Below are 24,157 nucleotides of genomic sequence, written 5' to 3'. Positions count from 1 at the left end.
TTTTTCATTTAATAAATCTTAAGTAAAAAGATAAAAAATCTATAGCAATAGATTAGCTTTGAGCATATTTATTTAAAGCTTCTGCTATATGCTTCTCTTCATATGGTTTGCTGATGTAATCTGTGAGTCCAGCATTGAGAAAGCGTTGTTTATCTGAGACTAATGCATTAGCTGTTAGTGCAATGACAGGAATCTTAGTTTTCGAAATTTTCTCTAATTCTCGTATCTCCTTTGTTGCTTCAATCCCACTCATAACTGGCATATTTTCATCCATAAAAATCATCTGATAACTGTTTTTTTGAAATTGTTCTATCGCTTCTTGGCCATTATTGGCTATGTCATAACTTACATTGTATTGATCTAAAATCATACTTAGTAGCATCTGATTTGTTTTATTGTCTTCAACGATTAATACATGACAATTAGAATAAGTTTTAGGTATATTAACTTCATAAGAACTCTCTTGTAGCACCTTCGCAGTTGATTCACATACCGGAGCCTTAATACTAAATGTAAAATGACTTCCAATGCCCACTCGACTATCTACTTTAATGCTTCCACCCATCATGTTAACCAGTTTAGCACTAATGGCAAGGCCCAATCCTGTACCCTCAAACCGACGAGTTACAGAGCTATCTTCTTGCTCAAAGGGTTTAAAAATGGCATCTAAACGATCTTCTGCTATACCTATTCCAGTATCTTTAACGCCGATTATTAGCGTTTCGTTATTATATACAACAGTAATTATCACTCTTCCACCATTGTCTGTAAACTTTTTGGCATTACCCAATAAATTAATTAAGACTTGTTTAGTTCGCACTTCATCAATTTCTATGCATTTAGGAAGAGGATTTTTTATTTCAACCTCTAATGTAATATCTTTTTCTAATAAAGTATCACTCATAAGCATTGAGGTTTCATTGATAAAAACCTTAGGTGAACACGGCTGTTTATCAAATTCTAACTTTCCACTTTCTATTTTAGAAAAATCCAAAATATCATTTATTATACTTAATAAGGTAGCACCTGATTTTTTAATGATATTAAATAATTCAACATGTTTAGAATCTTTTTTCTCTTTTGAAAGCTGTTCAACAAAGCCAAGAATAACATTCATAGGAGTACGTATCTCATGACTCATATTGGCTAAAAACTCAGATTTTGCTTTAAGAGAACTTTGCGCTAGTATATTTGCTTCAAGTAGTTCTTGTCTCATCTCATAACTTTGGCGACTGTTAAACTCAATCAAATAGGCTGCAAAGCCACTCATCAAGATAGCGCATAAGACCAAAAGTTGATGCACAATAATTTCAGGTAAACTAATTATAGGTATCGGAATCAATGCAAAAAAGAAAAAAGAAAAAAGGACTAGCAAGAGATTGATCAGCAGTGCTTGAAAAAAATAGATACCGGCAACCACAAAGGCCCATATCATAAAAAAATAGTATGCGGCCATATATATATCATAACCATGATATATTAAATAAAGATCTCCAGCAGCAGCGTGAATCGGTGCATAGAGCAATAAGGTATAGAACACTTTGTCATACCTCTTGATCCAAGAAGCTCCAAAAGCTAAAAGAAATATTATGACCATGGAGAAGTTGTATATCCGTGCTGTAAATGAAAAATCCACATTATCAGTTAGGTAAGGGTCAAACACGACAAAGGTTGCATAAAAAAAAGCTGTCATTAATGCTGTATATCGCATCTGTTGAAATTTAAAATTGTTTATATACCCTCTATATGCAATTTCTTCTAGGGCATCATGATAGTTAAGTGTTAATATACTCTTATTGTTAAAGTATTTCTTAAGCATAGTATTCAAGTCCTGATTATATCACTTCTCATTTTTTAAGCAAAACATAAAGTTTAAAATATTTTAAAAGTCATCTACATGTCCTAACATATACTTAGTGGGTCATGTGATGAATATGATAGCTTAGTTTTATAAAAAGTTTAATAAGTTGTAGGTTTTGGAAACTTCTTAATAACAGGAGTAGATAGTGCCTATTTTAACTCCGTGTTTGAGAGACAAAAGAGTAGGACAAAACAATTAAAAGAACATTTTTTTGAGTATGAAAGAAAAGATGATAGAAACAAAGATATAATAATCACTTAGGATTAGACCCCTAAGTGATTATTATAAATAAAAAAGGTGAAAAATGAAAGTAGATAAATATGATGTTTTGGCACAATCGGGCATACCCCTGTGGGTTATAGTAAAACATGGAACTGATATTAATAGTGTAAAATTGCAAGATGGCTATTCAATAAAAGGCTTTGTTGAAACTTTTGAATTTAATAGTAATACAGATCATACATTGAAGTATGAAGTCGCAATGAGTTGTATGAATGAGAAAGGTTATTATTTTGGAACAAACAACGCAGGGTGTCAACTTTAAAAAATATAATTAAGGATATTAACTTGAACATTACAGCAAACACAAAATCTTTTTTGATAATTGCATCTTTTATGATGGCTTTAGGCATAAGTATAGGAGCCTTTGGTGCTCATGGCTTACAGCCTTACCTTAGTGAGTATGGAAACACTATCTACAATAAGGGAGTTGACTACTGGTTCTATAACTCTTTAGGTCTATTTGGCATAGCGTTAATGGCACACTTAGTACCTGCTTCATCAAAAATAGTAAAAGGATTTTATTTTGTACTTACAGGTACACTTATATTTTCTTGCTCACTTTACACTCTTGCACTTACGGATATCAAATTATTAGGAGCCATCACGCCTATTGGAGGTTCTATCATGATAATAGGCTGGGTACTTTGTATAGTCGGAATCATAAAAGATGCGAAAGTATTAGAAAGCTAAGACTTTCGTATAGTAGAATTACCCCAATAAATAAAAAAATGTGCTTTTTGTTTCAAACATTTTGGTACTATGAATTTTTACTTTTTGAACACTTTGTGGAACACGCAAAAGTAGTAATGACAACCTATGTTTCAAATCTAAGGAGTTGATGAATCTCAAGGCTTCTTTTTAGGTAAACCCTTACCAACTGCAAACTCTATTACGACCTAACTCTTTAGCTTGATAGAGTGCTTTATCAGCATATTCTAAAATATTTTCAAATGTTTGTTCTTCATTTTTTGGGCTGCTAAGTCCAAAAGAAGCTGTAATTTTTCCAACAGTTGTAAAATTATAAGCTTCTACTTTTTGTCGTATTTTTTCTGCAATAATTTCAACTTCTTGTAAATTTTTAGAATTTGCTAAAATAAGAAACTCTTCGCCACCCCATCTTGCAAATATATCTTTATCTCTTACTATATTCTTGACAATAATGGATAACTCTTTTAAAACACTATCGCCAACACTATGCCCATAAGTATCATTAACCATTTTAAATTTATCAATATCAATCATAATTATAGAGTAGTTTGCTCCATAAAGATTTTTACCTTTGAGTTTTTCTAATAAGGCCCGTCTATTGAATATTTGAGTTAGAGGATCAATATCCGCTTTTGAACGGAGTTTTATATTTGAATTTTGAAGATTAATCTGCTTTTGCCTTAATACATCCAAAAGATAGTTAAAAAACTTTGCTACAAGACCAACTTCTGTACCTCTTTCTTCATGTATTTTATGTTTTATATCTCCAGTTTTCATGATTTTAATAATACTTTCAATTGTCTCTACCCAAGGAAGTTTAGCATTATGCTCACTCACATTGAGACCAATTACTTCATGACGTTTACGTACTCTTAAAAGGTTTAGTTTTGCTAAAATAAAAAAGAGAATTAATCCTAAACTAAATGCAAAAACAAAGGCTGTAAACACTCCAATCATTTGTATAGATATAAATTCAAAACGAGTAGTGTTTTCTGGTAGTACAGCAAAAATACCAACAGCGATAGTTCCCCAGGCACCGGTAAAACCATGAACTCCAACTACACTAAGTGGATCATCTATTTTAAACTTTTTAAGTATAAGGGTGTCAAAAAAGTGCATAATCAATGTAGAAACAAAACCAACAAATGCAGATGTGTGTGCATCAAACTGATCACATCCGGCAGTAACACCAACAAGGCCTGCTATCACTCCAAAAGCAAAAACCTCTACACTGACTTTTTCTTTATTAATAAAAGTAAGTAACCAACCAGCAAGACCACCAAATGAAGCAGCTATTGTAGTGTTTAAGAGGATTGAAGTGACAAGTGGATCAAATTTTAGAAGACTACCTGCATTAAAACCAAACCAGGCAAAGAAGAGAATAAAAACACCAAATACTACAAAGTTGTGATTACTTGGAGAGAAGTATTTAATTTTTCCATTTTTGAATTTTCCAAGACGTGGTCCTAAGACGATAGCTCCTGCTAATCCTATCCATGCACCTATAGAATGTACCACAGTTGAACCAGCAAAATCAACAAAACCAAGTTGTTTTAGCCAGCCATAGTCAGACCACGCCCAGTGACCAAATAGAGGATAGATTAATGCAGTGACGACAATGGCTACAATAATATAACCGTTAAATTTCATTCTTTCAGCTACAGCACCAGAAATAATTGTTACTGCTGTAGCTGCAAACATTGCCTGAAAAAAGAAAAATCCATTTTCACTAAAATTCTTTCCATCAATTGCAAAACTATCTGTCCCAATAAGACTATTGAAGTCATATCCAAACATGATTCCATAGCCAAATAGCCAGAAAAATATAATTCCAAAGATAGTATCTATAAGGTTCTTCATTGCAACATTAATGGTGTTTTTAGCTCTAACTATTCCAGTCTCTACCATCGAAAAACCAAGTTGCATTAGAAAAACTAAAAAAGCACTAACAACTATCCAAAGTAAGTCTATGTTGCTTATCTCATTCATACTATAAGTTTAGCATTATTGTAAAGGATAAAGCCTAGCAATTGTATAAAAATTAGGCTATAAAGTTGAATAGTTTTTCAACTTAAACAAAAAGAACTTACATATAAAAGGATTTATTATGAATGTAGGATACTCTCTCCTCTAGCATAAAAAGATTTTATTTAATTAACATATTAATCTATTTTAGATACTTTAATGAAAGTTCAACCAATCGTGACGACAACTCATGGTTTGAGTTGATAAAATCAATATTTTTCATATTTTTGAAATGTTGTCCCTCCTCATCCGTATCAATCTTTATGATGATATTTACCTTCTTATAGTAATTCTTTACAGACTGAGCAATAATGTTTTTCTTATACTCATTTTGAGTGGTTATAATCACACTAGAACACTCTTCAACTTTTAGTGACTCCATAACTGGACGTTTATTAAGATGTCCAAAATATGCGAGAAAGTTAATCCTTCTCGCCAATAAAACATGTTGTAAGTTATCAGAAATAATGATAAAGTCAATCTTTTTTTTATGCAGTTCTTTAGCAACAGCCTTTCCTAACGTACCAAACCCAACTATAATCACATGATTTTTATTGTCAATTGGAGTAATAACATCTGATTCAAAAAACTCTTTTTGAAAATAAGATGAAAGTTTATAGATATTGTTAAGTACAAAGGGTGTCACAATCATTGATACAAATGTAACTAAAAATAAAAAGTTGGCAATATCATGAGTAATCAGCTGATTCGATGCAGCTAGATCAAAAATTACAAAAGAGAAGGCTCCGACTTGTGCTAAAGCTAATGCTGTTTTCATTGCTGTATTTGTATCGGACTTTCTTTTTATAATGAAGTAAATAATAACTATTTTAACGAGAGTAACTAATATAAAAATAGATAAAACTGTATGAAGATTTGAAAACAGATAAACTATGTCAATTTTTGTACCGACACTAAAAAAGAAGATACTTAAAAGTAGATCTTTATAGCTTAAGATGTCAGATTCCACTTTCATTGCAAATTTTGTATCAGCAATTAAAACTCCGGCTATAAAAGCACCTAAAGAGTAAGTAAACCCTATTGTATGCATTAGCACTGCCATACCAAGAACAATGGCAAAAATTGCACCTAGAAAAATCTCTTCTATTTGTGTTTTTGCTGCAAATTCTAGTAAGAAATCTACAACCTTATCCCCGATGAAAAGAATGAACAATACTATAAATACAAGTGCCAACACAGTTTTTACAATCACTTCCAAAAGTGATACATTAGCACCTGCCACTCCATAAGATAAAAAAGTTATTAGTAATAAAATCGGGATTACCGATATATCTTGAAAAATTAAAATACCAATTGATCTCTTACCATATGGTGTATAGCTATCTTTAGATTGTTTCAAGTATGGCAAAACGATTGCAGTTGATGACAAGGAAAATGCCAAAGCGATGATGATCGAGCTTGTAATATCCAACTTAAACATATAAAAAGCTAGAGGAAAAAATATTAGTACACTTAGAAGAAGTTGCAGAGCTCCATTTAAAAGTAGAATCTCTTTCATCTTTTTCATTTTTTTAAAACTTAGCTCTAACCCGATAGTAAACATTAAAAAAACGATACCAAACTCTCCAACCAAATCTAGAGAGTCAATTTTTAGTGTATTGAAATCAAAAAGATAACTGATAATCGTACCAGTAAAAATGTATCCAAGTATATGTGAAATATTATATTTTTTAAAAAAAATATTTAGTAGTGTGGCAATAAAAATAGTTGTAAAAATTGCTAACAGTAATGTTTCCATACAACCAATTATACTCAATAATATTTTTGAAAGTACAAAAATATTGTATATTAAGTGAGCATATAATCAATTATCGTCTTTTGAACTACTCAATAAGCATTTAAAAACCATCTTATCCACAATACTCAAGTTAATAAGTAAAATAATAAATGATTACTCCTATATCTGCAGTGATAGTTAAACCTAAAAATACATATTTTCCCACTTTTTTGTGCGTTGCTGGTAGTGGCTTCTTTTCTAGTTTATGAGCTTTAACTCCGCGGTTGACAACTAAACACCTCAAAGGTACTTTACAAGTTAAAAATAGTGATGATGGTGCTTGTTTTATGCTTAAATTACCTAAGGTAAGTAGTGATAATATTGGGAGCCAATCAAGGTGCTGCAAAAGACTTTAGGTTTTGGAACAGACCTATCTGGGTACTAAAAATACACTGCTTGATTTCTGTACAATTACAGTTATAAAATTAAAAAATAGCTTTCAGTTTCAGATAGTTTAGTGACCGGTTTATAAGGGGAGATCTCAATCTTTAGGTGTCAATCTTTCTATTACTGAAAATAATGTTAGTATCACTATGAATGTAAATAAATATTTCATATTATGGCCTTATATTTTGGTGTATTATAAATTTTTATATGCTATGATTAAATATGAATAATATGCTTCTAATATTTAAACAATTCTTTTTTATTGAACATTCCAGAACAAGTAACAGCGAAAAAATAGTAGCTACGATAGGAAGTATCCTAGGTATATCTATTAGCTTTTATATCAGCTATCTTATCATAGGAGTTGAAGCTGCATTTTTCTTAGTTCCCTCAATGGGGGCAGCTGCTGTTTTACTCTTCGCTATTCCTCATGGTTCTTTATCGCAGCCTTGGGCACTTTTTATGGGAAATATTATCTCCGCCTTTATAGGTGTCGCTTGTTATATGCTCGTTCCTAACATCTTTATTGCAGCAGGGCTCGCAGTTGGTCTGTCCATTGGAGCTATGCATCTGTTAAATTGTATCCATCCTCCTGGGGGTGCTACAGCTCTTGTTGCTGTAGTAGGAGGTCCTGTTATACATGATTTAGGATTTATGTACATCTTGACTCCTGTCTTTATTAATGTCTTAAGTATTTTTATTGTTGCAATAATTTTTAATAGTTTCTTCGCTTGGCGACGTTATCCTGTTCGCATGATGCGTTTTATGGAAAAACAAACAAACCCTCAGGATACCTCGTATTCTTCTATCCAAAGTAAGAATATCGAGCAAGCAGTTAAAGATATGGATTTAGTGATTGATATCACCATAGAAGATCTGAAGAATCTCTTTACACTCACTTTAGAACATGCAGATAATGATAAGCTCAGTGCTAGTGAAATTCAACTGGGTCATTTTTATACCAATGGAAAACACGGTCATGAATGGTCTGTACGTCAAGTAATAGATGAAGCATCCAATCCAAATCCCAAAAATGATTTAATTATTTATCGGTGTTCAGAAGGAAAAAACTACGGACGAATTGATAGCTGTCCTCGGAGTGAATTTGCACAGTGGGCGATGAGAGAGCTTATTAAAAAAACTTAAAATAAATAGTTATTCGTCTGCTTGATTAGATGAATAATTAAATTGATAAAACAATATTATCTTGTTCTATAAAAGAACAAAGTTGAAAAGCAAGCACCCATATTTACTGTTAAGTCATAATTTCTGATCGAATAAATATTGGATGCCCTATGTCATTTTTATAGTAGTGCTTATCCTCTGCGAACTTTCCTTCCCTAAGAACTTTGAAACATCATTATATGTTGTTAAACTATTTGATTGTTCTACACCAATTCTAGTAGTAGATTCACATTGGCCTCTATTGTATTTGATTTGAAATGAAAGAATACGTTAAACGAGCCAATATCTCTTTATCATATAGATTTGTTAGGTGAGAGTCTTTGCGGACACAAAAATATACATATATTTTTATCATGATAAATAGTGTTGTTTTTCTGTACAATACGGAAAATATAATTGAAGAATCACTTTCAGTTTCAGATAGTTTAGTGACCGGTTCTAGTACTGTTTAATATCTTGAAAATAAAAGTTCATTTGTTATCTTAAGCGAAGATTTATTTTTCGGATACGGAAATTCTAAAACTACATAACAAAAACTATTAAAGAGATAAACACGAACTTTACAACTCTACTCTTCTTCAATTCATTCAATTTTATTTTTTAGGCACAGTTTGGGCATATCATTAAAAATAGAATATACTAAAATCTATAGGTTATGGTGTGACACATCTTGTCATCCATATTAAATATAATTCTTTTTATCGTAACAAGTTCAGAATTGGTCAATCAGCTGATGAAGAACAAGTAAAAAGAGGAGTAAAATAAATGGGATTACCGACAACAAGTAAAGAATCATCAGTTTTAATTATTACGAGTGAAGATATATGGATGGAAGCAGATTACTCAGGTTCTGATTATGGCAGTGAAGGCTACGAATCTTTTAAAACGGTTGAGATTCAAGCAAAAGAAAATGAAAACGATTTTCCAAATAGAATTAAAATAAAATATAACTATTCATTCACCTACAATGGTGGGACTAGGTACAACAAGGCTCTTGCTTTTGAAATTTATAAAAAAAGTGAGCTTTTCTATAGGAATGAGATAACTGATTCTTCTTTCGCAAAAAAACATATTAGTGACTCTTTGCTCTCAGAATTTCAGAGTATTAAAGAGTTTACAGAAAAGTTTCAGAGTTCCGAATTGGATAATGTGTGGGTTGTCTCTATGAAAAAACAATCTAAGCCTCTAAAATTTTTGCAAAAATGTATCAAAGAGATAGAAGCTCCTCAATCAGATGATGTTAAGAGCTTTATTTTAAATACCAAAAAAGATCTGTCCGATAGAGAATTTAGGTTTTCAGTCGTTGAGGCTTTAGCAAAGATATTTAGGCCATTAAATTTATGTGAAGATTTTGAATATGACCATAAAAAAAATCCTTTAGAGATTCCACCAAGTTCATTATGGTTTGGACACTCAAGATGGACAAATAACTCAGTAGAATGCTTAAAAAAACTTCCAGTTGAGATTGCGGATATGGTTATGGGCAGTTACACTCCATTCATATTGTTAACAATCAAAAGGAAAGATGCTGCGCAGTTATATTTGACATGTGATGATTGGTGGCCAGCAAAAGTTGTTGGTAAAAAATTTAGTAGTATTTATGACAAACCTGAGTTGCCAACAAAAGATGATTTAGAAAAAATGAAAGAGAAACTCTTACCCATTATAGATACTTTTGGTACTTTAGTTACAGTAACTGATGTTGAAGTAATACATATAAAAGATTATAAACAACTATTTTCCCAAAAGAAAAATCCTGTTTTCATGGTTAATTGTGATATTCGGGGAGATCAACTTATAAAAAAGGAAAGGTTTTCTGTGACAAATCACAGAGGAACGGCAATACTTATGATTCCTGAAGAATCAGATTTAATAAGTGTTGCACTTACTATTTGAATTGGCGTTTCTTTATCATATAGATTTGTTAGGGAGGGTTTTTCTGGGTATATGGAAGATGCTTAGAATTATTCTAATAGTAGATAGTATTGTTTTTCTGTACAATACGGAAAATATAATTTAAGAATCGCTTTGAGTTTAAGATAATTTAGGGGCCAGTTTAGTGTCCGGTGAATTTGAAAAAGCTCTATAGTGACGGATATATAGGGGTTTAGCATGAAGATACGGGTTTACTACGAAGATACAGATACAGGTGGAGTTGTATATCACTCAAACTATCTGAACTTTTGTGAGAGAGCTAGAAGTGAAGTGTTTTTTACTAAAAATATAACGCCATTTTTAGAGAGTGGTCATTTTGTCGCTCGTAGAGTTGTGGGGGACTTTTATAGTAGCGCTCAGCTCGGTGATTTACTTGAGATTAAAAGTGAACTTGTTGAGATGAGAGCTGCTTCATTTTCTCTTAAACAGAGTATCTTTAGAGGTGAAGAGAAGATTTTTGAGCTAAGTATTCTTTTGGCATTTATATCTTTTGAAGGAAAAGCTCAAAAGATGAATACAGAAGTTAAAACCCTTATTCAAACTCTTTTTAAATAGGTATGTAATTATCTATTGAGAGTACTTTACAAACTTTGACGCTTTTGGCTTGAGTAGTTCAGTCGTATACTGCATCTGATTGTCTTCTACTCTGATACTATATGCTCTTTGCTCATTCGTTGATAAACTATAAAAGTAATCAATTCCAACAGTAGTGCTATAATTTATCCAGTCATAAACAATGTTGTTGCCAAGAAGTGAGTTTGTCTCAATAAGAACGTTATTATGCTCTGTAATGGAGTTTGCCACTATCATATTTTTACGGTCATTATACTGGGTCATAGATAGTAGTAGAGGGTCGTAGTTTATCTGAGTAGAGAGAACATTTGTCGCGTTTACATCATAAAGTGTCAGCTGTGACATTATCATCCCTGTTTTGATGATAGGCGTGTTTATAAAAAATGAACCGTTTACGATTTTTTCATTCTCTTTAAGATGGGACTCTATATTTGTTGTGCGTTTAGATATGTAGTATTGTATAGCTTTTTTTTCTATCTCTTCTTCTAAATTTTCATCTTCAGTTACATCTATATATAGAGATTGATCTGTATCATTCAAGTCAACTTCATCTTCTGTAAAAAATTGTTTATATTGATAGGTAGAGAGTTTTTTACCAACAGACGACTTGTCAGAAAATATTACAAGAGGTGAAACAGACTCTTTTAAAAGAGCCTTGCTTTGTGCCATATAATCAATAGCACCAAATGAGAGAAAAGGTGATGATGTATTCATATCATTTTTATTGATGGTTGGAAAGTAAATATTTATTTGCGGATCTATTTCAGCTATATTCTCTGCTCCTTGCATCGTTAGCGGGGCGATAATATACTCAAATCCATCAGCTTGAATCTGCTCTAAGGCTTTTTGAATGTCCAAACTCTCTTCACTCTCTATCTTGTAGCTTTTTAACATAAAAGGATGGCTTTTAGTGATAAGGTAAGCAAAGGTTGCATTAGTAGTTGAAGAGGCATACTTTCCTATCTTTTTATAAGGAAGTAAGATAGCAACTTTAAATGTTTTTCCAGTTCTAAAAGAGCCTAAGTTTAAGATAGAGACAAGCATAACTCTCGTCTCATTTTGCTTTTCGTCTTGGAGTTTCTCTTTAGCATGAGCGAGAAAAGAAAATATCATATCGTTATCTAAAAAATCTTGTAGACAGAGTTGATCACACTCGTATGGGTCTAGATTTTGTATATAGGTCTTTGGAAGTGGAATGTTTGAGAGCATAAAACTCTGAGCAAACATAAAAACAGGGAGAAGTAAAAATAATAGTTTTTTCATAAGCAGCTCTTGATGGTTTTTAGATCATTTAAGGTCGTTTTTTTTAAGTCTGGGTTTCTCAGTAGATATTGAGGATGATATATTGGGATGAGTTTTGACTCCCCAAAATCTATCACGTGTCCTCTTGCGTTGTCAAAACTACTGTTATCACCAGTCAGGTTTGAGTAAGCGTCTTCGCCAAGAGTAACAATGACTTTTGGTTGAATAAATTTAATCTGTGAAAATAGATAGTTCTTACAAGAATTATACTCAGAAGGTGAGGGTACATTTGCATTTAATGGCTTGCATTTTACCTCATGTGTTAAAAAAACATCATCTATGCTAAGTTTGAGTACATTCTCAATCATGTTTTTTAAAGTCTCTCCTGATCTTGCAGCATAATATGAATTTGTAGAATCCTGCGACTGTGAAACACTAAAGTCTATTATCATTAAGTCCGCGTTTTCATTTCCAAAACCACTCATGCTCTGCGTTCTTGATTTACTTAAATCACAAAGATGACACGATGAAATATTTGATGCCAACTCACTAATGCTATGTGGCGTTTCATAGTTTCTTTTTTCATTAATATTAAAATGGTCTATATACTCAAAACCTATAGCCTTGAGCCTATAAAGGTTTTGAAGAAGAATAAGATTTTGGAAAGATTTCAACTTCTACCACCACAATAAAAAATATATGAGAGTATATTGAAAGTGTGGTTAAACTATACTTTACAATTTGGAATTATGCTACTATACTTAAATACTATTTTAATTTATGGAGAAAAGTATGAGTGAAGAGATTGATGGATTTAAAATAAATAACTTTTCACTCTCATCTTCAAGTGAGGTATTTTCTGTAGTTCGTGAAGTTGAAAAATTGATAAAGAGTAGTAATGTTATCCATATATCTTCCTATATTCATAATACAGTTTTAGTGCAAACCCTCAAAAAAGAACTTTCGCGTTTACCTTCTGATATATATATCACACTAATGAAACATGATGACAAAGTAAATACCTCTTTAACGATGTTTTCTAGCAACAGTGTTTGTGATGAGACTGCAACCATAGATGTTGTTCTAAATGAGATGTATCTTGAGTATATAAATAAAGATGAGATAGCAAATAAGTGTAGAACGCAACTTTTTGGCAAGTTCTTTACAGATCAGCTAACGTCTCTTCCAAACGTTTACCAACTCAGAAAAGATATGCAAGTAGATGATGAGTATGGACTTGTCCTAATAAAGATAGATAATTTTGCAACTATAAACAACTTCTATGGCTTTGTTATAGGTGACTATGTAATAGAAGAGATTTCAAAATACCTAAGTAAAACTATAACAGAGTATAAAATTTACAGACTCTCTGGCGCTGAGTTTGGATTTATCTTAGATAAAAAGATGAGTTTTTATGAGTTGAAACTCTACCTAAATGAACTGTACAAGAAGATAAACTCTTTTTTTGTTATGCATCAAAAAAGTAAGATATTTGTTGATTTTACTATGGCATCCTCTTCAAGCATAGATAACGAAAAAATATTCTCAAAAGTCTCAATGGCATTAAACTATGCAAAACAAATTGGTGTGCCTTTTTGGATATATGAAGATAGAATGAACTTTGAAAATGACTACGAACGAAACATTGAACTCTCAGAAATTGTAAGAGAAGCAGTAAAGGAGTCTAGAATTGTTCCCTATTTTCAAGCGATAATAGATAACAAAACATCTAAAATAGTTAAGTATGAGTGTTTAGCCCGTCTCATCGATAAAGATGAGAAAGTTCTCTCTCCCGTTCTTTTTATCCCTATTGCTAAGAAAATAAAAATCTATAATGAAATAACAAAACAGATGATAGACAAGTCATTTGAAGCATTTAAAGATAGTGATATGGAGTTTAACATTAACCTCTCAATAGAAGACATTATGAGTAGTGAAATTTTTAACTTTATACTTGAAAAAGTAAAAAACTTCAAAGCAGCATCTCGCGTTACCTTTGAACTGCTTGAATCTGAGTCGGTTGAAGATTTTCAAAGAGTTGAGCGTTTTATCACAGAACTTAAACGCTATGGCGCTAAGGTGGCTATAGATGACTTTGGTAGTGGGTACTCTAACTTCTCGTATCTCATTCAGATAAAAGCTCAGTATATTAAAATAGATGGCTCACTCATAAAAGACATAGATGTCGATAAATCAGCGCTTTTAGTAGTCGAGACAATAGTGAGTTTTGCGAAAAAACTCGGTATTAAAACTGTTGCTGAGTTTGTCCACTCAAGCGTAGTGATGGATAAAGTCAAAGAGTTGGGGATAGACTACTCTCAGGGTTTTTATATAGATAAGCCTTCTATTAATAACTCCAAACGCGAGCTAGATTATATAATTTCATAAACAAAAATATAAAAAGGAAAAAATGTGTATACAGTATATTTAGCAGGGGAAATTCATTCTAACTGGAGAGAATCAATCATAAGAGGTTGTGAAGGTTATGATATAGAGTTTTTAACGCCAGAACATGACCATGCAAGTAGCGATGACATAGGTAAAAATGTAGTTGGAGACCAAGAGAATAACTTCTACAATGACCATGTAAGCGCAAAAATAAACTCTATGCGAAGTCATACTTACATTAAACATGCTGATATAGTAGTTGTAAAGTTTGGTGAGAAGTACAAACAGTGGAATGCCGCGTTTGACGCTGGTTATGCAGCTGCTCTAGATAAGAAGTTAATCGTTATTCATCCCCAAGAGTTTATACACGCGCTTAAAGAGATTGACGGTGCCGCATCTGCAGTTGTAGAGTCTGAACCACAAGTTGTTGATATACTAAAACACCTAATTAGATAAGCTTACTCTTTTAACTCTCTCATCATATGTTTTTTAGTCTTACTGGTGGCTATCGCCTCAAAAGGGTCCTCTGGCCAGTAGTGGCGTTTATATTTCCCTCTTACTTCTTTTCTAACTTCGGCATATGAGTTTTCCCAAAAGCTTTTTAAATCGTATGTTATCTGCATGGGCGTCATAGCTGGCGTTAAGAGATGAATTTGTAATGCTAAAGTGTTGTTAAGTACTTTTGGCGTTTCATGAAGTCCAAAAACTTCTTGTATTTTTACGCTCATGGATGGTTTTTCATAATCAGAATAATCTATGTGTATGTTGGAGCCACTAGGGACTTTGATACTTAAGGGAGCCATAGTCTCTAAAAGCTTTTGTTCTTCCCATGATAGAAGAGATAACAGCATAGCGTGTGTGTCTAAGGCTTCTAACGCTTTTATAGTCGTTATGCCTGAGAGATAAGGCTCTAGCCAAGTATCGAGTCTCTTAAGTAGTCTCTCATCGCTAAAGTCTACAAACTCTTGATGATGATTTAAAAAGTTTACTCTATCTCTTAAGCTTGTGGCCTTTTTACTCCAAGTCAAAATCTCTAAACCCTCTTTTTTAACAAGTGCTAAAAGCAGTTTTTTAAAGTCTTGTTTTTTTGAAGGCTGACTTGGTTTTGAATGAAGTGGCAGTTGTAAAAAGTAAGTACTCTCTCTAACGTCAAATTTTTTAGCTTCTTTGTTATAACTGATAGACTCTTTTTTAACAAGAAAATCAGAAAAATACTTTTCTATCTCCGCCATTGATATACTAAGTGCTAGATTTATAACAGAGTCTCTATCGTGCGCATTTAGGTTTGCTACAACCAATAACTCTTGATTAAACAATGAATCTTCAACGTGAAGTATCGCGCCTTTGCCATTACTGAGTATGTACTTGTTGTCGTTTTTCAAGCGCTGTCGAGCCAGTCTATCTGGATATGCAAAAAGAAGTAAAACGCTCAGTATATCTTCATTAAATGAGCTGCTCTTTTTCGCTACGCTTTTAACGCTCTTTAGTTTCTTGTAAAAAAACTCCGCGCCAGTTATAACCTCTTTGGCCTTGAATCTGTTTATATACTCACTATCAAAATCTTTTTCTAAAAGATGTATAAACCTTGAGTATATGTCGCTATCTTTTTGAGAGTTTTTGAAAATGTCTTTTTCACCTAATAGAGACGCTAAAAGGCAGGCTTCATATGCAAAGCCTAAATCATTAGCTTTTAAAATCATGTAAGCAAAGCGAGGATGTAGACCAAGACTTAGCGCGTCTTTTCCAAAGCTCGTTATTTTAAGGGAGTCATTTAGCATGGCAAGTTCTTTTAATACTTCTTTAGACTCTTGGATGACATTGTGATTTGGAATATCTAAGAACTTTAACTCTGAAAAATCATCCACTCCCCATAATGCCAAATCCAAGATGAGTGAAGTTAAGTCTGCTCTGAGTATTTCAGGTTTTGTAGATTGTTGGAGTATTTTCGCTTCATGCCAAAGTCTGTAACATCTTCCTTCTGATAAACGACCAGCTCGACCAGCTCTTTGAGTAGCCGCATCTTTTGAGATAAATGCCAAGTCTAAATGATCCATCGCGCTTGAGTAGTTATATCGTGATTGTTTCTCTAAACCAGAGTCTATAACAACTTTTACGCCTTCTATCGTAAGGGAAGTTTGAGCGATGTTTGTGCTAAGGATTATCTTGCGTTTAGAGGATTTGTTTATGGCCTTGTCTTGCTCGCTCTTTGAAAGAGAAGAGTAGAGGGGCAGTACTAATATATCTTTATCTAGCGAAGAGCTCAAAAGCGCACCCTGTAAGTTTTTTATCTCTTTAACGCCAGCTAGAAAAACTAAAATATCTCCATCGTTCTCTTTTAGGGCTTTAAGTGTCGTGTTTAAGAGTAAACTGTTTAAAGACCTAGAATCAGGCTGCTTAGTCTTGATATCTAAGTAGATATTCTCTATGTCATACATTTTTCCTTTTGAAGTGATAATGGGAACGCTTCCAAGTAAAGAAGAAATTGCGTCTGCGTTTAGCGTTGCAGACATGATTAAGATTTTTAAATCATCACGAAGAAGTTCTTGAACTTGTAAGGAGAGAGCTAAAGACAAATCAGTATGAATGCTTCTCTCATGAAACTCATCAAAGATAATCATGGCAACATCATCTAGAGTTTGATTACTTTGGAGTTTACGGACTAAGATGCCTTCTGTAACAACTAAAATCTTAGTCTGCTTGGTGTAAGAGCTATCCATCTTTACTTGATAACCTATGCTCTGTCCAACATCTTCTCCTAAAAGTCTTGCCATTTGAGTGGCAACCATACGAGCGGCCACTCGTCTTGGTTCCAGCATGATGATTATTTTATCGCCAAGCCAAGCCTCTTTTAGTAAAGATATGGGTACAGCAGTACTTTTTCCCGCTCCAGGAGGGGCCTGTAAGATAAGAGTACTGTTGGTGTTAAGGGAGCTTTTTAGATCTTCTAAGACTTCATGTATTGGTAGATTTTTCATATGAGGTATTATACTTTATATTATTCTGTTTTAAGCTCTTAGTCCCTGCATTGCGCTACAATTCTCTCATATAAGGAAGAGCATGAAAGAAAACCACAAGATTACAAAATACCCAAGCAGAAACATACAAACTGAAACTTATGATGATGGTGACACATTTGTTACAAAGCACTTTTATGACGCAAAAGACGCTTATGTTAGAGAACTTATTTATTTAAAAGATGGGATTAAAAAAGTTAAGCATACTACACCTCAAGGCGTTATGTCAAAGATAGAACATTTTGTAGACGATAAGAGACAAGGTGAAGAGATAAAGTACTTCATATCAAAAGCTAACGCGACTGTGAAAAGCAGTAAGATGTACGATAATGGCAAGTTACATGGGGAAAACCTAACTTATAACGCATTTGGTCAAATTATAAAGCATGAAGTTTTTGCTAAAGGAAAACTTGCAGTAAAGTACTTACGTGAAAATGCTGATAACAAGGATATTACAGGTGTTCAAATTATAGATAAAGAGAGTGTTGAAAATTTGTCACAAGAAGATTATGATAAATTGCAAACTTATATTTAAAACACTTAAAAAGGTTTAATTTAATTATACTCAGATAAAATATGTATGATTTATAAGTAATAATAATACAAATACAGAGGAGTGTTTTATGAAAATCATATCTACTATTGTCCTATCTATGTTTATAGTAAGCTCGGCATCTGCGTTAGAGTGGGTCTCTTCGTATGGAAAAAGTTGTGCTAAAGCTTGTTCAGACGCCAATAAGTCGCCAGTGATATCGGGAGTGCATAAAAATGGAAACGCTTTATCTATCTGCCGTTCAAACGAGAACTATGAAGGAAACAGAGCGGGGTTTAACTTAGCACCCGATAGCGATAAATCTTGTTCTGTAGCCTTCAATGGCAAGGAAGTACTTAACAGTCAATATGAGTGTTTATGTAATTGATATGCTCAAGCCTGGACTTTGAAGAGATATCTTTTGGTGAGTTAAATGCCGAATAAGAGAAGTAAAACAGGCAGAAGCAAAAGGTCTGACGCAATTGCCATAAACATTGCTAGCATAGTTAGTAAGCCAAAATAGATAGTTGGGATAAAGTTCGATAGCACAAGAATGGAAAATCCAATCATAATGATGCTCGAGGTATAAAACATCGCCGTTCCTATACTCGCATGCGAATTAAAAATAGACGTTTTAATATTATTGCTTTGTTTATACTCTAAAGTAAATCTATGAATATAGTGTATGGTGTCATCAACTGCAATCCCTATGCTAATAGCCGCAATTGTAATAGTCATCATATCTAGCGGGATATTAATCCATCCCATAAATCCAAAAATAACGCTTACTGGGATGCTGTTTACTATTATCGCGATAGTGGCTACTTTTAGGCTTCTAAAGAGGATTAGGAACATTACAAAGAGTAGTATGAGAACGATGCCAATAGTCTTTATTTGCGAATCAAAAAGTGATTGAAGCATATTGTTATACATAACTAAAATATTTGACATCTTGTACTCTACGTACTTTGGATTGAGTATCTCTTGAAGATCTTTATCAATTTTTTTGAGTAGTTGATCTCTTTGTAAATCTGGCATTGAATCAATTAATCTTGTGCTTATTCTTACCTGATTGTTTTGAATATCTACATAAGGCGATAGTATTATCTTTTTAAACTCCTGAGGCAACTCTTTATATAAAAGCGCTAATGTTAAACCATCCGCTTCTTTACCATCATTTAGTGTTTTTAAGGTTTCACTAACGGTAGCTAAAGACAACACTTTTCCTATAGGCTCTAGTGAATCTAAGTACTCATGAACTTCTTTTATTTTTTGCATCTTCGTCTGCGTAAACCAATAGCGTTCTTTATCACTTTCACTCTCTTCAAATTCATCAAGAAACTCATCTAGTTCATCATATGACTCCTCTTCTGTATCTGCCTTAGGCTCTAGAGTTTCACTATCTTCTTTAAAAGTTAATATAATATCAAGTGGTGTTGTACCGCCAAGTTTTCTATCTATAACTGCCATGCCCTGATATATTTGCGTATCTTGCTTGAAGTAGTCTATAAAACTATTTTCAACCTTTAGTTGATATGCACCCGTTAGTGAAAATAGAACTACAGCTACAGTCATTCCTAGTATGCTCTTTTTATAGTTGTAAGCAATATGGGCTATTTTAGAGGTAAATAGAGCGTCATTCTTAGTAGAGTCTCCAACTTCATGTTTCTTGAAAAATATTAGTAGTATTGGAAACAATATAAAAGTCGTGATTAGCGATACAACTATCCCGACGCTCATCATCCATCCAAAGTTTATAATTGGTAATATATTGCTAAATACTAAAGAACTAAAACCAGCCATAGTAGTAATCACGACAAAAAATGATGGTTTAAGCATTGAGGTAGTTGAGTTTATTATTAGATTTTTTTGTGACTCACTAGGATGTTTAAAATATAGTTCTTTATATTTGACAATGAGATGAACTACTAGTGACATGTTCATTATTAACTGCAGTGAGATGAAGTTAGAGGATACGATAGTAATTTCCCATCCAAAAAGACCTAAAAAACCACTTGTTACGATAAGAGAAACGACACATATAGAAAGTGCTATCGCCACCCATCGCATTTTTTTAAGAAGTATATATAAAACCACTACGAGCAATAGGACAATTACAAATCCAAAAGTTCTTAAATCATACTTTACAAAGCTGACCATGTCATCAGCAATCATATCCACTCCACCTAAGTGAAGTTTGACCTCATTATGTTGAAGTTGAAAATTCTCCAATATGGATCTGATTTTTACTATTGAGTTATGGTTTTTTTCTCTTATGAAGTCTCTATATTTTTTTAGCTTTAGTGAAGCATCTTTAAAACTCTCTTTTTCTTCTTCACTTAAAATTTTTTGCTTTTGTAGTTCTATAAACTTATCTCTATTTTGCATAAGAGTAAAATACTTATCATCTCTTTTTAGATTTAGGGATAGGGCGGTTGTTTTAAAGTCTGGACTAACTAGATTCTCTTTATATATGGTGCTGTTTAAGAACTCATGTTTTGCTAATTGTTTATCAATGTTTTGCGATTGCAGCGTTGGTATGTTTTTAAGTAGCTCTTTAATTGGTCTGGGCGGGCTTTGTAGTAGTGGTACGTTAATTATAGAGTTTATAGACTCTACGATTTCAAGTGTTTGAATCTCTTGGCTCAAACTTTTTATATTTGCAATGTTTTCTTGGCTTAACAGATCATCTTCAATAGTGTATGTTACAACAAGAAAGTCTGGTGCTTCAAATCGCTTAGAAACTTCTCTAGAGTATTGTAAATCTTTATCATCTTGAAGTAGTAAAGTCTCTGCACTAGCATCTATCTCGAGCTTGAGTGCAAACGTAATCATTACTAAGAAGAATATACCAACTATAGATAGAAAAAATATTGGATATTTTAGTAGATATCTATGGTATAGATTTTTTAGCATATGATTTAGAGGGTTTGCTCTAACTTAGTCAATAGTCCAGATATGCCATGTTCTTTTAAATACTCTCTAAATTGGGCCTTGTCTGTTTTAAGTATGCTTACGCCCAAAATCTCTACATCGTAGATAAGCCATTTATCTTTACCTTTTATTTTTTCTTTTGGTTTATGAAACTTATATACTATTTCCAGATTCTCATCGTTACTTATAAGGTCTGTTACTAATGCTATTCTGTTTCTTTTTGCCTGCTCTATCTTTTTTATTTCTACTTTTTCACCGCTATATACATCGATTTTTGAAGAGTATGACTTCTCCATTCGTTTTACATATAGTTCAACAAACTGTTGTTTATCTTGAGAGTTTAACTTTTTCCAAGATTTACCCAAACTAAGCTTAGCCATTAACTCAAAGTCAAATGTCGGTGTTAAGACGTCAATGATTTTCTTGTTTCTTATGCTCTTATTTAAAGAGTTATCTCCAATAATAAGAGTAACTTCATCTATCATCTTTAAAAAATGATTTTTTAAATCAGTTTGATCATTCGCTGCCAAGTTCTGTGTAAATAACAAAACAGTGCATATTAGTAAAAGTCTTTTTAACATTTTTATTCCTCTATCTGTTTAACCCTATGTTGTTCATACACATCTCTTAAGAAAGGGTATAAAGTTATAGCGTCTTTTTTTAATTTTTCATACTCACCAAGATTTAGTGATAAACTATTTATTTCATTATATGCACTCACCGCTATATACTCTGGCCAAGTATCTGTTATAGTATAACAAACACTTTTATCATAGTTGATAGGGCTTAGTAGTGCATCTGGAAAGAGACTGAGCATATCCCTTAGATTAGATGGTCCTAAAATCGGGAGTACTATGTGTGGTCCACTTCCCACGCCATAGAAGCCAAGAGTTTGACCAAAGTCCTCTTCATGCTTTTCTAGGTTAAATTGACTCTTTGCTACGTCAAATAATCCTAGAACACCGATTGTAGAATTTATGACAAATCTGCCAGTTTCCTCAGTAGCATTTTTAAATTTAGCCTGAAGTATGTTGTTTGCAAACCTTGGTAGAAAAAGTATATTATGAAAAAAGTTATTTACACTTTCCCTTATCTCTTGGTGTATGACATATTTATAACCTTTTGCTAGAGGGTTGAAAAAGTTCTCGAAAACGACATCATTAAAAGTAGTCATTACCTCGTTGTATCTCATAAATGGATCGTAAATCTCTTCTATATCAGTTTCATCTGCAAATTCTTCAAATAGTTCTTCGTCTTCAAGATTACTTTCTATTTCATCTGAGCTTAATGGTTCTTCTTGCTGGTTAAACATTTCACTAGGGTGTAGAGTGTTTTTAGCACTACATCCTTGAAAATAAAAAGCTATAAATATAAAAAATATAAAACCAATAAATCTCAATCTCTACCCTCGTTTTTATGTCTGTAAATCATAATTAACTTTTAGTCTGATGAGTTTATAGATATAAGGCTTGAAAACCCCTTAAAAAGATAGCAAGTTGAAAAATGTATTTATTGGTTGAGTGGACGGATATTTAGCTCATTTCTTTTAGGTTTTACTCTGCACTTATCAGGATTTTCTTGACAAAATTTTTTTTTCATAGCACGGCTTGAACCATTGCTAACATCATTAAAAATAAATGCATATGAAAAAATGTACATTAGTGAAAAAAATGCTACACCATATGTGACAATCATGATATTAACATATCTTTGATTCGGCTTTGGCTTTATTAAATTCAAAACAGACCTTTATAATATAAATTTAAATTATATTATTTTATATACTAGTTGCTTAAATGTTATTAAAAAAAACTATTTTAGCTGTAGTTAATAGTAGGCTTGAGAAATAAGTAGGGTAGTTTCTTTATGACATAATTGTTAAATTGTGTAAAAATTAAATATTTTTTGAGATTGTTGGGTGGATGGGGTAGAGGGATTCGAACCCCCGAATGCCAGTACCAAAAACTGGTGCCTTACCGCTTGGCGATACCCCAACATTATTGTAGATTAAGTTTTGAAAATTGGTTGCGGAAACAGGATTTGAACCTGTGACCTTCGGGTTATGAGCCCGACGAGCTACCGAACTGCTCTATTCCGCGTTATTTAAACAAACCGCTGTGTGTTTGTGAGCCGAAATTATAGACAAAATGTTTTTTATTGTCAAGAGTTTCAGTCCTAAATTTTAAAAAAATCCTTTGACCTCTTTTTAATCATAATTTATATATAATAAAAACAAAATATTTAAGAAGAGTAGTTATGACACCTATACAAAGAGTATTAGAAGCGATTGAAGAGATTAAAAAGGGCAATATGATCATCATGGTAGATGATGAGGATAGAGAAAATGAGGGAGACCTTGTATATGCTGCGGCATTTAGTTCTCCCGCTCATGTTAACTTTATGGCTATGCATGCGCGAGGTCTTATCTGTGTAGCAATAGGAAAAAGCATATCTTCTAGACTTGAGCTTAATCCAATGGTTAGCTCAAATACGTCTTCATATGAGACAGCGTTTACAGTTTCAGTAGATGCGAAAAACGCTTTAACTGGCATCTCGGCAGGCGAGAGAGACGATACGATAAAAATACTTGCAAATCCCATCTCTCACGCAGACGACCTTGTAAAACCTGGGCATATTTTCCCACTTATAGCTAAAGACGGTGGTACACTTGTTCGAACGGGACATACTGAAGGCTCTGTAGATATTTGTCGTTTAGCGGGTCTGAGCGAAGCTGGCGTTATATGTGAAATCATTAAAGAAGACGGAACAATGGCTCGCAGAGACGACTTAGACATCTTTGGTGAAGAGCATAATCTTAAAACTGTTTTTATCTCCGATATTGTTGAGTATCGTTTAGCAAATGAGAGACTTGTAAATGAAAAGAGCGTTGAGGAAATAGAGTTTTTTGGAGTAAAAGTTAAACGCCACGTGTTTGAAGATCATGACAAGATAGAACATACCGCTATAGAGTTTTACTCCGCTGGAGAACTTGCAAACGTAAGAGTACACAATGTTATACCAGATATAGAGCTTCTCTTAAATCAAGACAAGTATAATAATCTAGTAAAATCCATAGAGTACTTAAAGATAAACAGTGGAATATTGGTCTTTATAAATAAGACAAACCATCAAGACAACTCTGCGCCTAAAGAGTTTGGAATTGGAGCGCAGATAATAAAATCATTTGGTATATCAAAAATGAATCTGATTACTTCGCTTAAGCATACGGACTTTGTCGGACTTAGTGGTTTTGGTTTAGAAGTTAATGAAGTAATAGATATATAAATAATAGA

The 24,157-nt window shown here is 32.9% G+C and carries 20 protein-coding genes and 2 tRNA genes; 10 read left to right on the top strand and 12 right to left on the bottom strand.

Annotated elements, in window-relative coordinates:
- Positions 1-52: 52 nt before the first annotated feature.
- A complete protein-coding gene (locus tag GJV85_RS07235) occupies positions 53-1,819 on the bottom strand; it encodes a response regulator (protein WP_207560721.1) in 1,767 nt (588 codons plus the stop codon).
- 346 nt (positions 1,820-2,165) lie between these two features.
- On the opposite strand from GJV85_RS07235, the gene GJV85_RS07230 reads away from it, so the two are divergent.
- Both GJV85_RS07230 and GJV85_RS07225 read left to right on the top strand, forming a co-directional pair.
- Positions 2,166-2,405 (top strand): hypothetical protein, encoded by a 240-nt coding sequence (locus GJV85_RS07230; RefSeq protein WP_207560720.1) that lies wholly within the window; start codon positions 2,166-2,168, stop codon positions 2,403-2,405.
- 23 nt (positions 2,406-2,428) lie between these two features.
- The gene (locus GJV85_RS07225; RefSeq protein ID WP_207560719.1) at positions 2,429-2,833 is read left to right on the top strand and encodes a DUF423 domain-containing protein; all 405 of its coding nucleotides are present in this window, start codon (positions 2,429-2,431) and stop codon (positions 2,831-2,833) included.
- 180 nt (positions 2,834-3,013) lie between these two features.
- Here GJV85_RS07225 and amt read toward each other — a convergent pair whose 3' ends face one another.
- On the bottom strand, positions 3,014-4,840 hold the full coding sequence (gene amt / locus GJV85_RS07220) for an ammonium transporter (protein WP_242689764.1): 1,827 nt from the start codon (positions 4,838-4,840) through the stop codon (positions 3,014-3,016).
- Between the two features lie 178 nt (positions 4,841-5,018).
- Entirely contained in the window at positions 5,019-6,635 is a 1,617-nt protein-coding gene (locus tag GJV85_RS07215) for a cation:proton antiporter domain-containing protein (RefSeq protein ID WP_207560718.1), read from the bottom strand.
- A gap of 648 nt (positions 6,636-7,283) precedes the next feature.
- On the opposite strand from GJV85_RS07215, the gene GJV85_RS07210 reads away from it, so the two are divergent.
- The 3 genes from GJV85_RS07210 to GJV85_RS07200 all read left to right on the top strand — a co-directional run bounded on the left by GJV85_RS07210 (position 7,284) and on the right by GJV85_RS07200 (position 10,736).
- The gene (locus GJV85_RS07210; protein WP_207560717.1) at positions 7,284-8,207 is read left to right on the top strand and encodes an HPP family protein; all 924 of its coding nucleotides are present in this window, start codon (positions 7,284-7,286) and stop codon (positions 8,205-8,207) included.
- Positions 8,208-9,011: 804 nt separating this feature from the next.
- Positions 9,012-10,142: a hypothetical protein gene (locus GJV85_RS07205; RefSeq protein WP_207560716.1), complete on the top strand. Its 1,131-nt coding sequence runs from the start codon at positions 9,012-9,014 to the stop codon at positions 10,140-10,142.
- Between the two features lie 216 nt (positions 10,143-10,358).
- Positions 10,359-10,736: a YbgC/FadM family acyl-CoA thioesterase gene (locus GJV85_RS07200; RefSeq protein ID WP_207560715.1), complete on the top strand. Its 378-nt coding sequence runs from the start codon at positions 10,359-10,361 to the stop codon at positions 10,734-10,736.
- Positions 10,737-10,748: 12 nt separating this feature from the next.
- On the opposite strand, the gene GJV85_RS07195 is transcribed toward GJV85_RS07200, so the two are convergent.
- Both GJV85_RS07195 and GJV85_RS07190 read right to left on the bottom strand, forming a co-directional pair.
- Positions 10,749-12,017 carry a type 1 periplasmic-binding domain-containing protein gene (locus GJV85_RS07195; RefSeq protein ID WP_207560714.1) on the bottom strand — a complete coding sequence of 423 codons (1,269 nt, stop codon included), beginning with the start codon at positions 12,015-12,017 and terminating at the stop codon, positions 10,749-10,751.
- On the bottom strand, positions 12,014-12,670 hold the full coding sequence (locus GJV85_RS07190; RefSeq protein WP_207560713.1) for a uracil-DNA glycosylase: 657 nt from the start codon (positions 12,668-12,670) through the stop codon (positions 12,014-12,016). The genes GJV85_RS07195 and GJV85_RS07190 overlap by 4 nt, the downstream gene beginning before the upstream one ends.
- A 118-nt stretch (positions 12,671-12,788) precedes the next feature.
- On the opposite strand from GJV85_RS07190, the gene GJV85_RS07185 reads away from it, so the two are divergent.
- Both GJV85_RS07185 and GJV85_RS07180 read left to right on the top strand, forming a co-directional pair.
- Positions 12,789-14,384, top strand: a complete 1,596-nt coding sequence (locus GJV85_RS07185) for a GGDEF domain-containing phosphodiesterase (protein ID WP_207560712.1) — start codon at positions 12,789-12,791, stop codon at positions 14,382-14,384.
- A gap of 24 nt (positions 14,385-14,408) precedes the next feature.
- Positions 14,409-14,840: a YtoQ family protein gene (locus tag GJV85_RS07180; RefSeq protein ID WP_207560711.1), complete on the top strand. Its 432-nt coding sequence runs from the start codon at positions 14,409-14,411 to the stop codon at positions 14,838-14,840.
- 2 nt (positions 14,841-14,842) lie between these two features.
- Here GJV85_RS07180 and hrpB read toward each other — a convergent pair whose 3' ends face one another.
- Positions 14,843-17,359, bottom strand: coding sequence for an ATP-dependent helicase HrpB (hrpB, locus tag GJV85_RS07175; protein ID WP_207560710.1), 2,517 nt, complete (start codon positions 17,357-17,359; stop codon positions 14,843-14,845).
- Positions 17,360-17,441: 82 nt separating this feature from the next.
- Between hrpB and GJV85_RS07170 the strand changes: the two genes are divergently transcribed.
- Positions 17,442-17,933, top strand: coding sequence for a toxin-antitoxin system YwqK family antitoxin (locus tag GJV85_RS07170; protein WP_207560709.1), 492 nt, complete (start codon positions 17,442-17,444; stop codon positions 17,931-17,933).
- A gap of 88 nt (positions 17,934-18,021) precedes the next feature.
- Positions 18,022-18,318 carry a hypothetical protein gene (locus tag GJV85_RS07165; protein ID WP_207560708.1) on the top strand — a complete coding sequence of 99 codons (297 nt, stop codon included), beginning with the start codon at positions 18,022-18,024 and terminating at the stop codon, positions 18,316-18,318.
- Positions 18,319-18,359: 41 nt separating this feature from the next.
- On the opposite strand, the gene GJV85_RS07160 is transcribed toward GJV85_RS07165, so the two are convergent.
- From GJV85_RS07160 to GJV85_RS07135, 6 genes are all read right to left on the bottom strand, one after another.
- Complete coding sequence (locus tag GJV85_RS07160; RefSeq protein WP_207560707.1) at positions 18,360-20,846, bottom strand: efflux RND transporter permease subunit; 2,487 nt, start codon at positions 20,844-20,846, stop codon at positions 18,360-18,362.
- A gap of 5 nt (positions 20,847-20,851) precedes the next feature.
- Positions 20,852-21,445, bottom strand: a complete 594-nt coding sequence (locus GJV85_RS07155) for a Tgt2/MlaC family protein (RefSeq protein WP_207560706.1) — start codon at positions 21,443-21,445, stop codon at positions 20,852-20,854.
- Positions 21,446-21,447: 2 nt separating this feature from the next.
- Positions 21,448-22,263, bottom strand: a complete 816-nt coding sequence (locus GJV85_RS07150) for an MlaA family lipoprotein (RefSeq protein ID WP_242689763.1) — start codon at positions 22,261-22,263, stop codon at positions 21,448-21,450.
- A 110-nt stretch (positions 22,264-22,373) separates the two neighbouring features.
- Positions 22,374-22,604, bottom strand: a complete 231-nt coding sequence (locus GJV85_RS07145; RefSeq protein WP_207560705.1) for a hypothetical protein — start codon at positions 22,602-22,604, stop codon at positions 22,374-22,376.
- A gap of 179 nt (positions 22,605-22,783) precedes the next feature.
- Positions 22,784-22,858 (bottom strand) — tRNA-Gln (locus tag GJV85_RS07140).
- 28 nt (positions 22,859-22,886) lie between these two features.
- Positions 22,887-22,963 (bottom strand) — tRNA-Met (locus GJV85_RS07135).
- A 157-nt stretch (positions 22,964-23,120) separates the two neighbouring features.
- Between GJV85_RS07135 and GJV85_RS07130 the strand changes: the two genes are divergently transcribed.
- On the top strand, positions 23,121-24,149 hold the full coding sequence (locus tag GJV85_RS07130; protein WP_207560704.1) for a bifunctional 3,4-dihydroxy-2-butanone 4-phosphate synthase/GTP cyclohydrolase II: 1,029 nt from the start codon (positions 23,121-23,123) through the stop codon (positions 24,147-24,149).
- Positions 24,150-24,157 lie beyond the last annotated feature (8 nt).

The sequence above is a fragment of the Sulfurimonas aquatica genome (assembly GCF_017357825.1).
GTDB lineage: Bacteria > Campylobacterota > Campylobacteria > Campylobacterales > Sulfurimonadaceae > Sulfurimonas > Sulfurimonas aquatica.
This window is presented reverse-complemented; position numbering and strand designations above follow the sequence as displayed.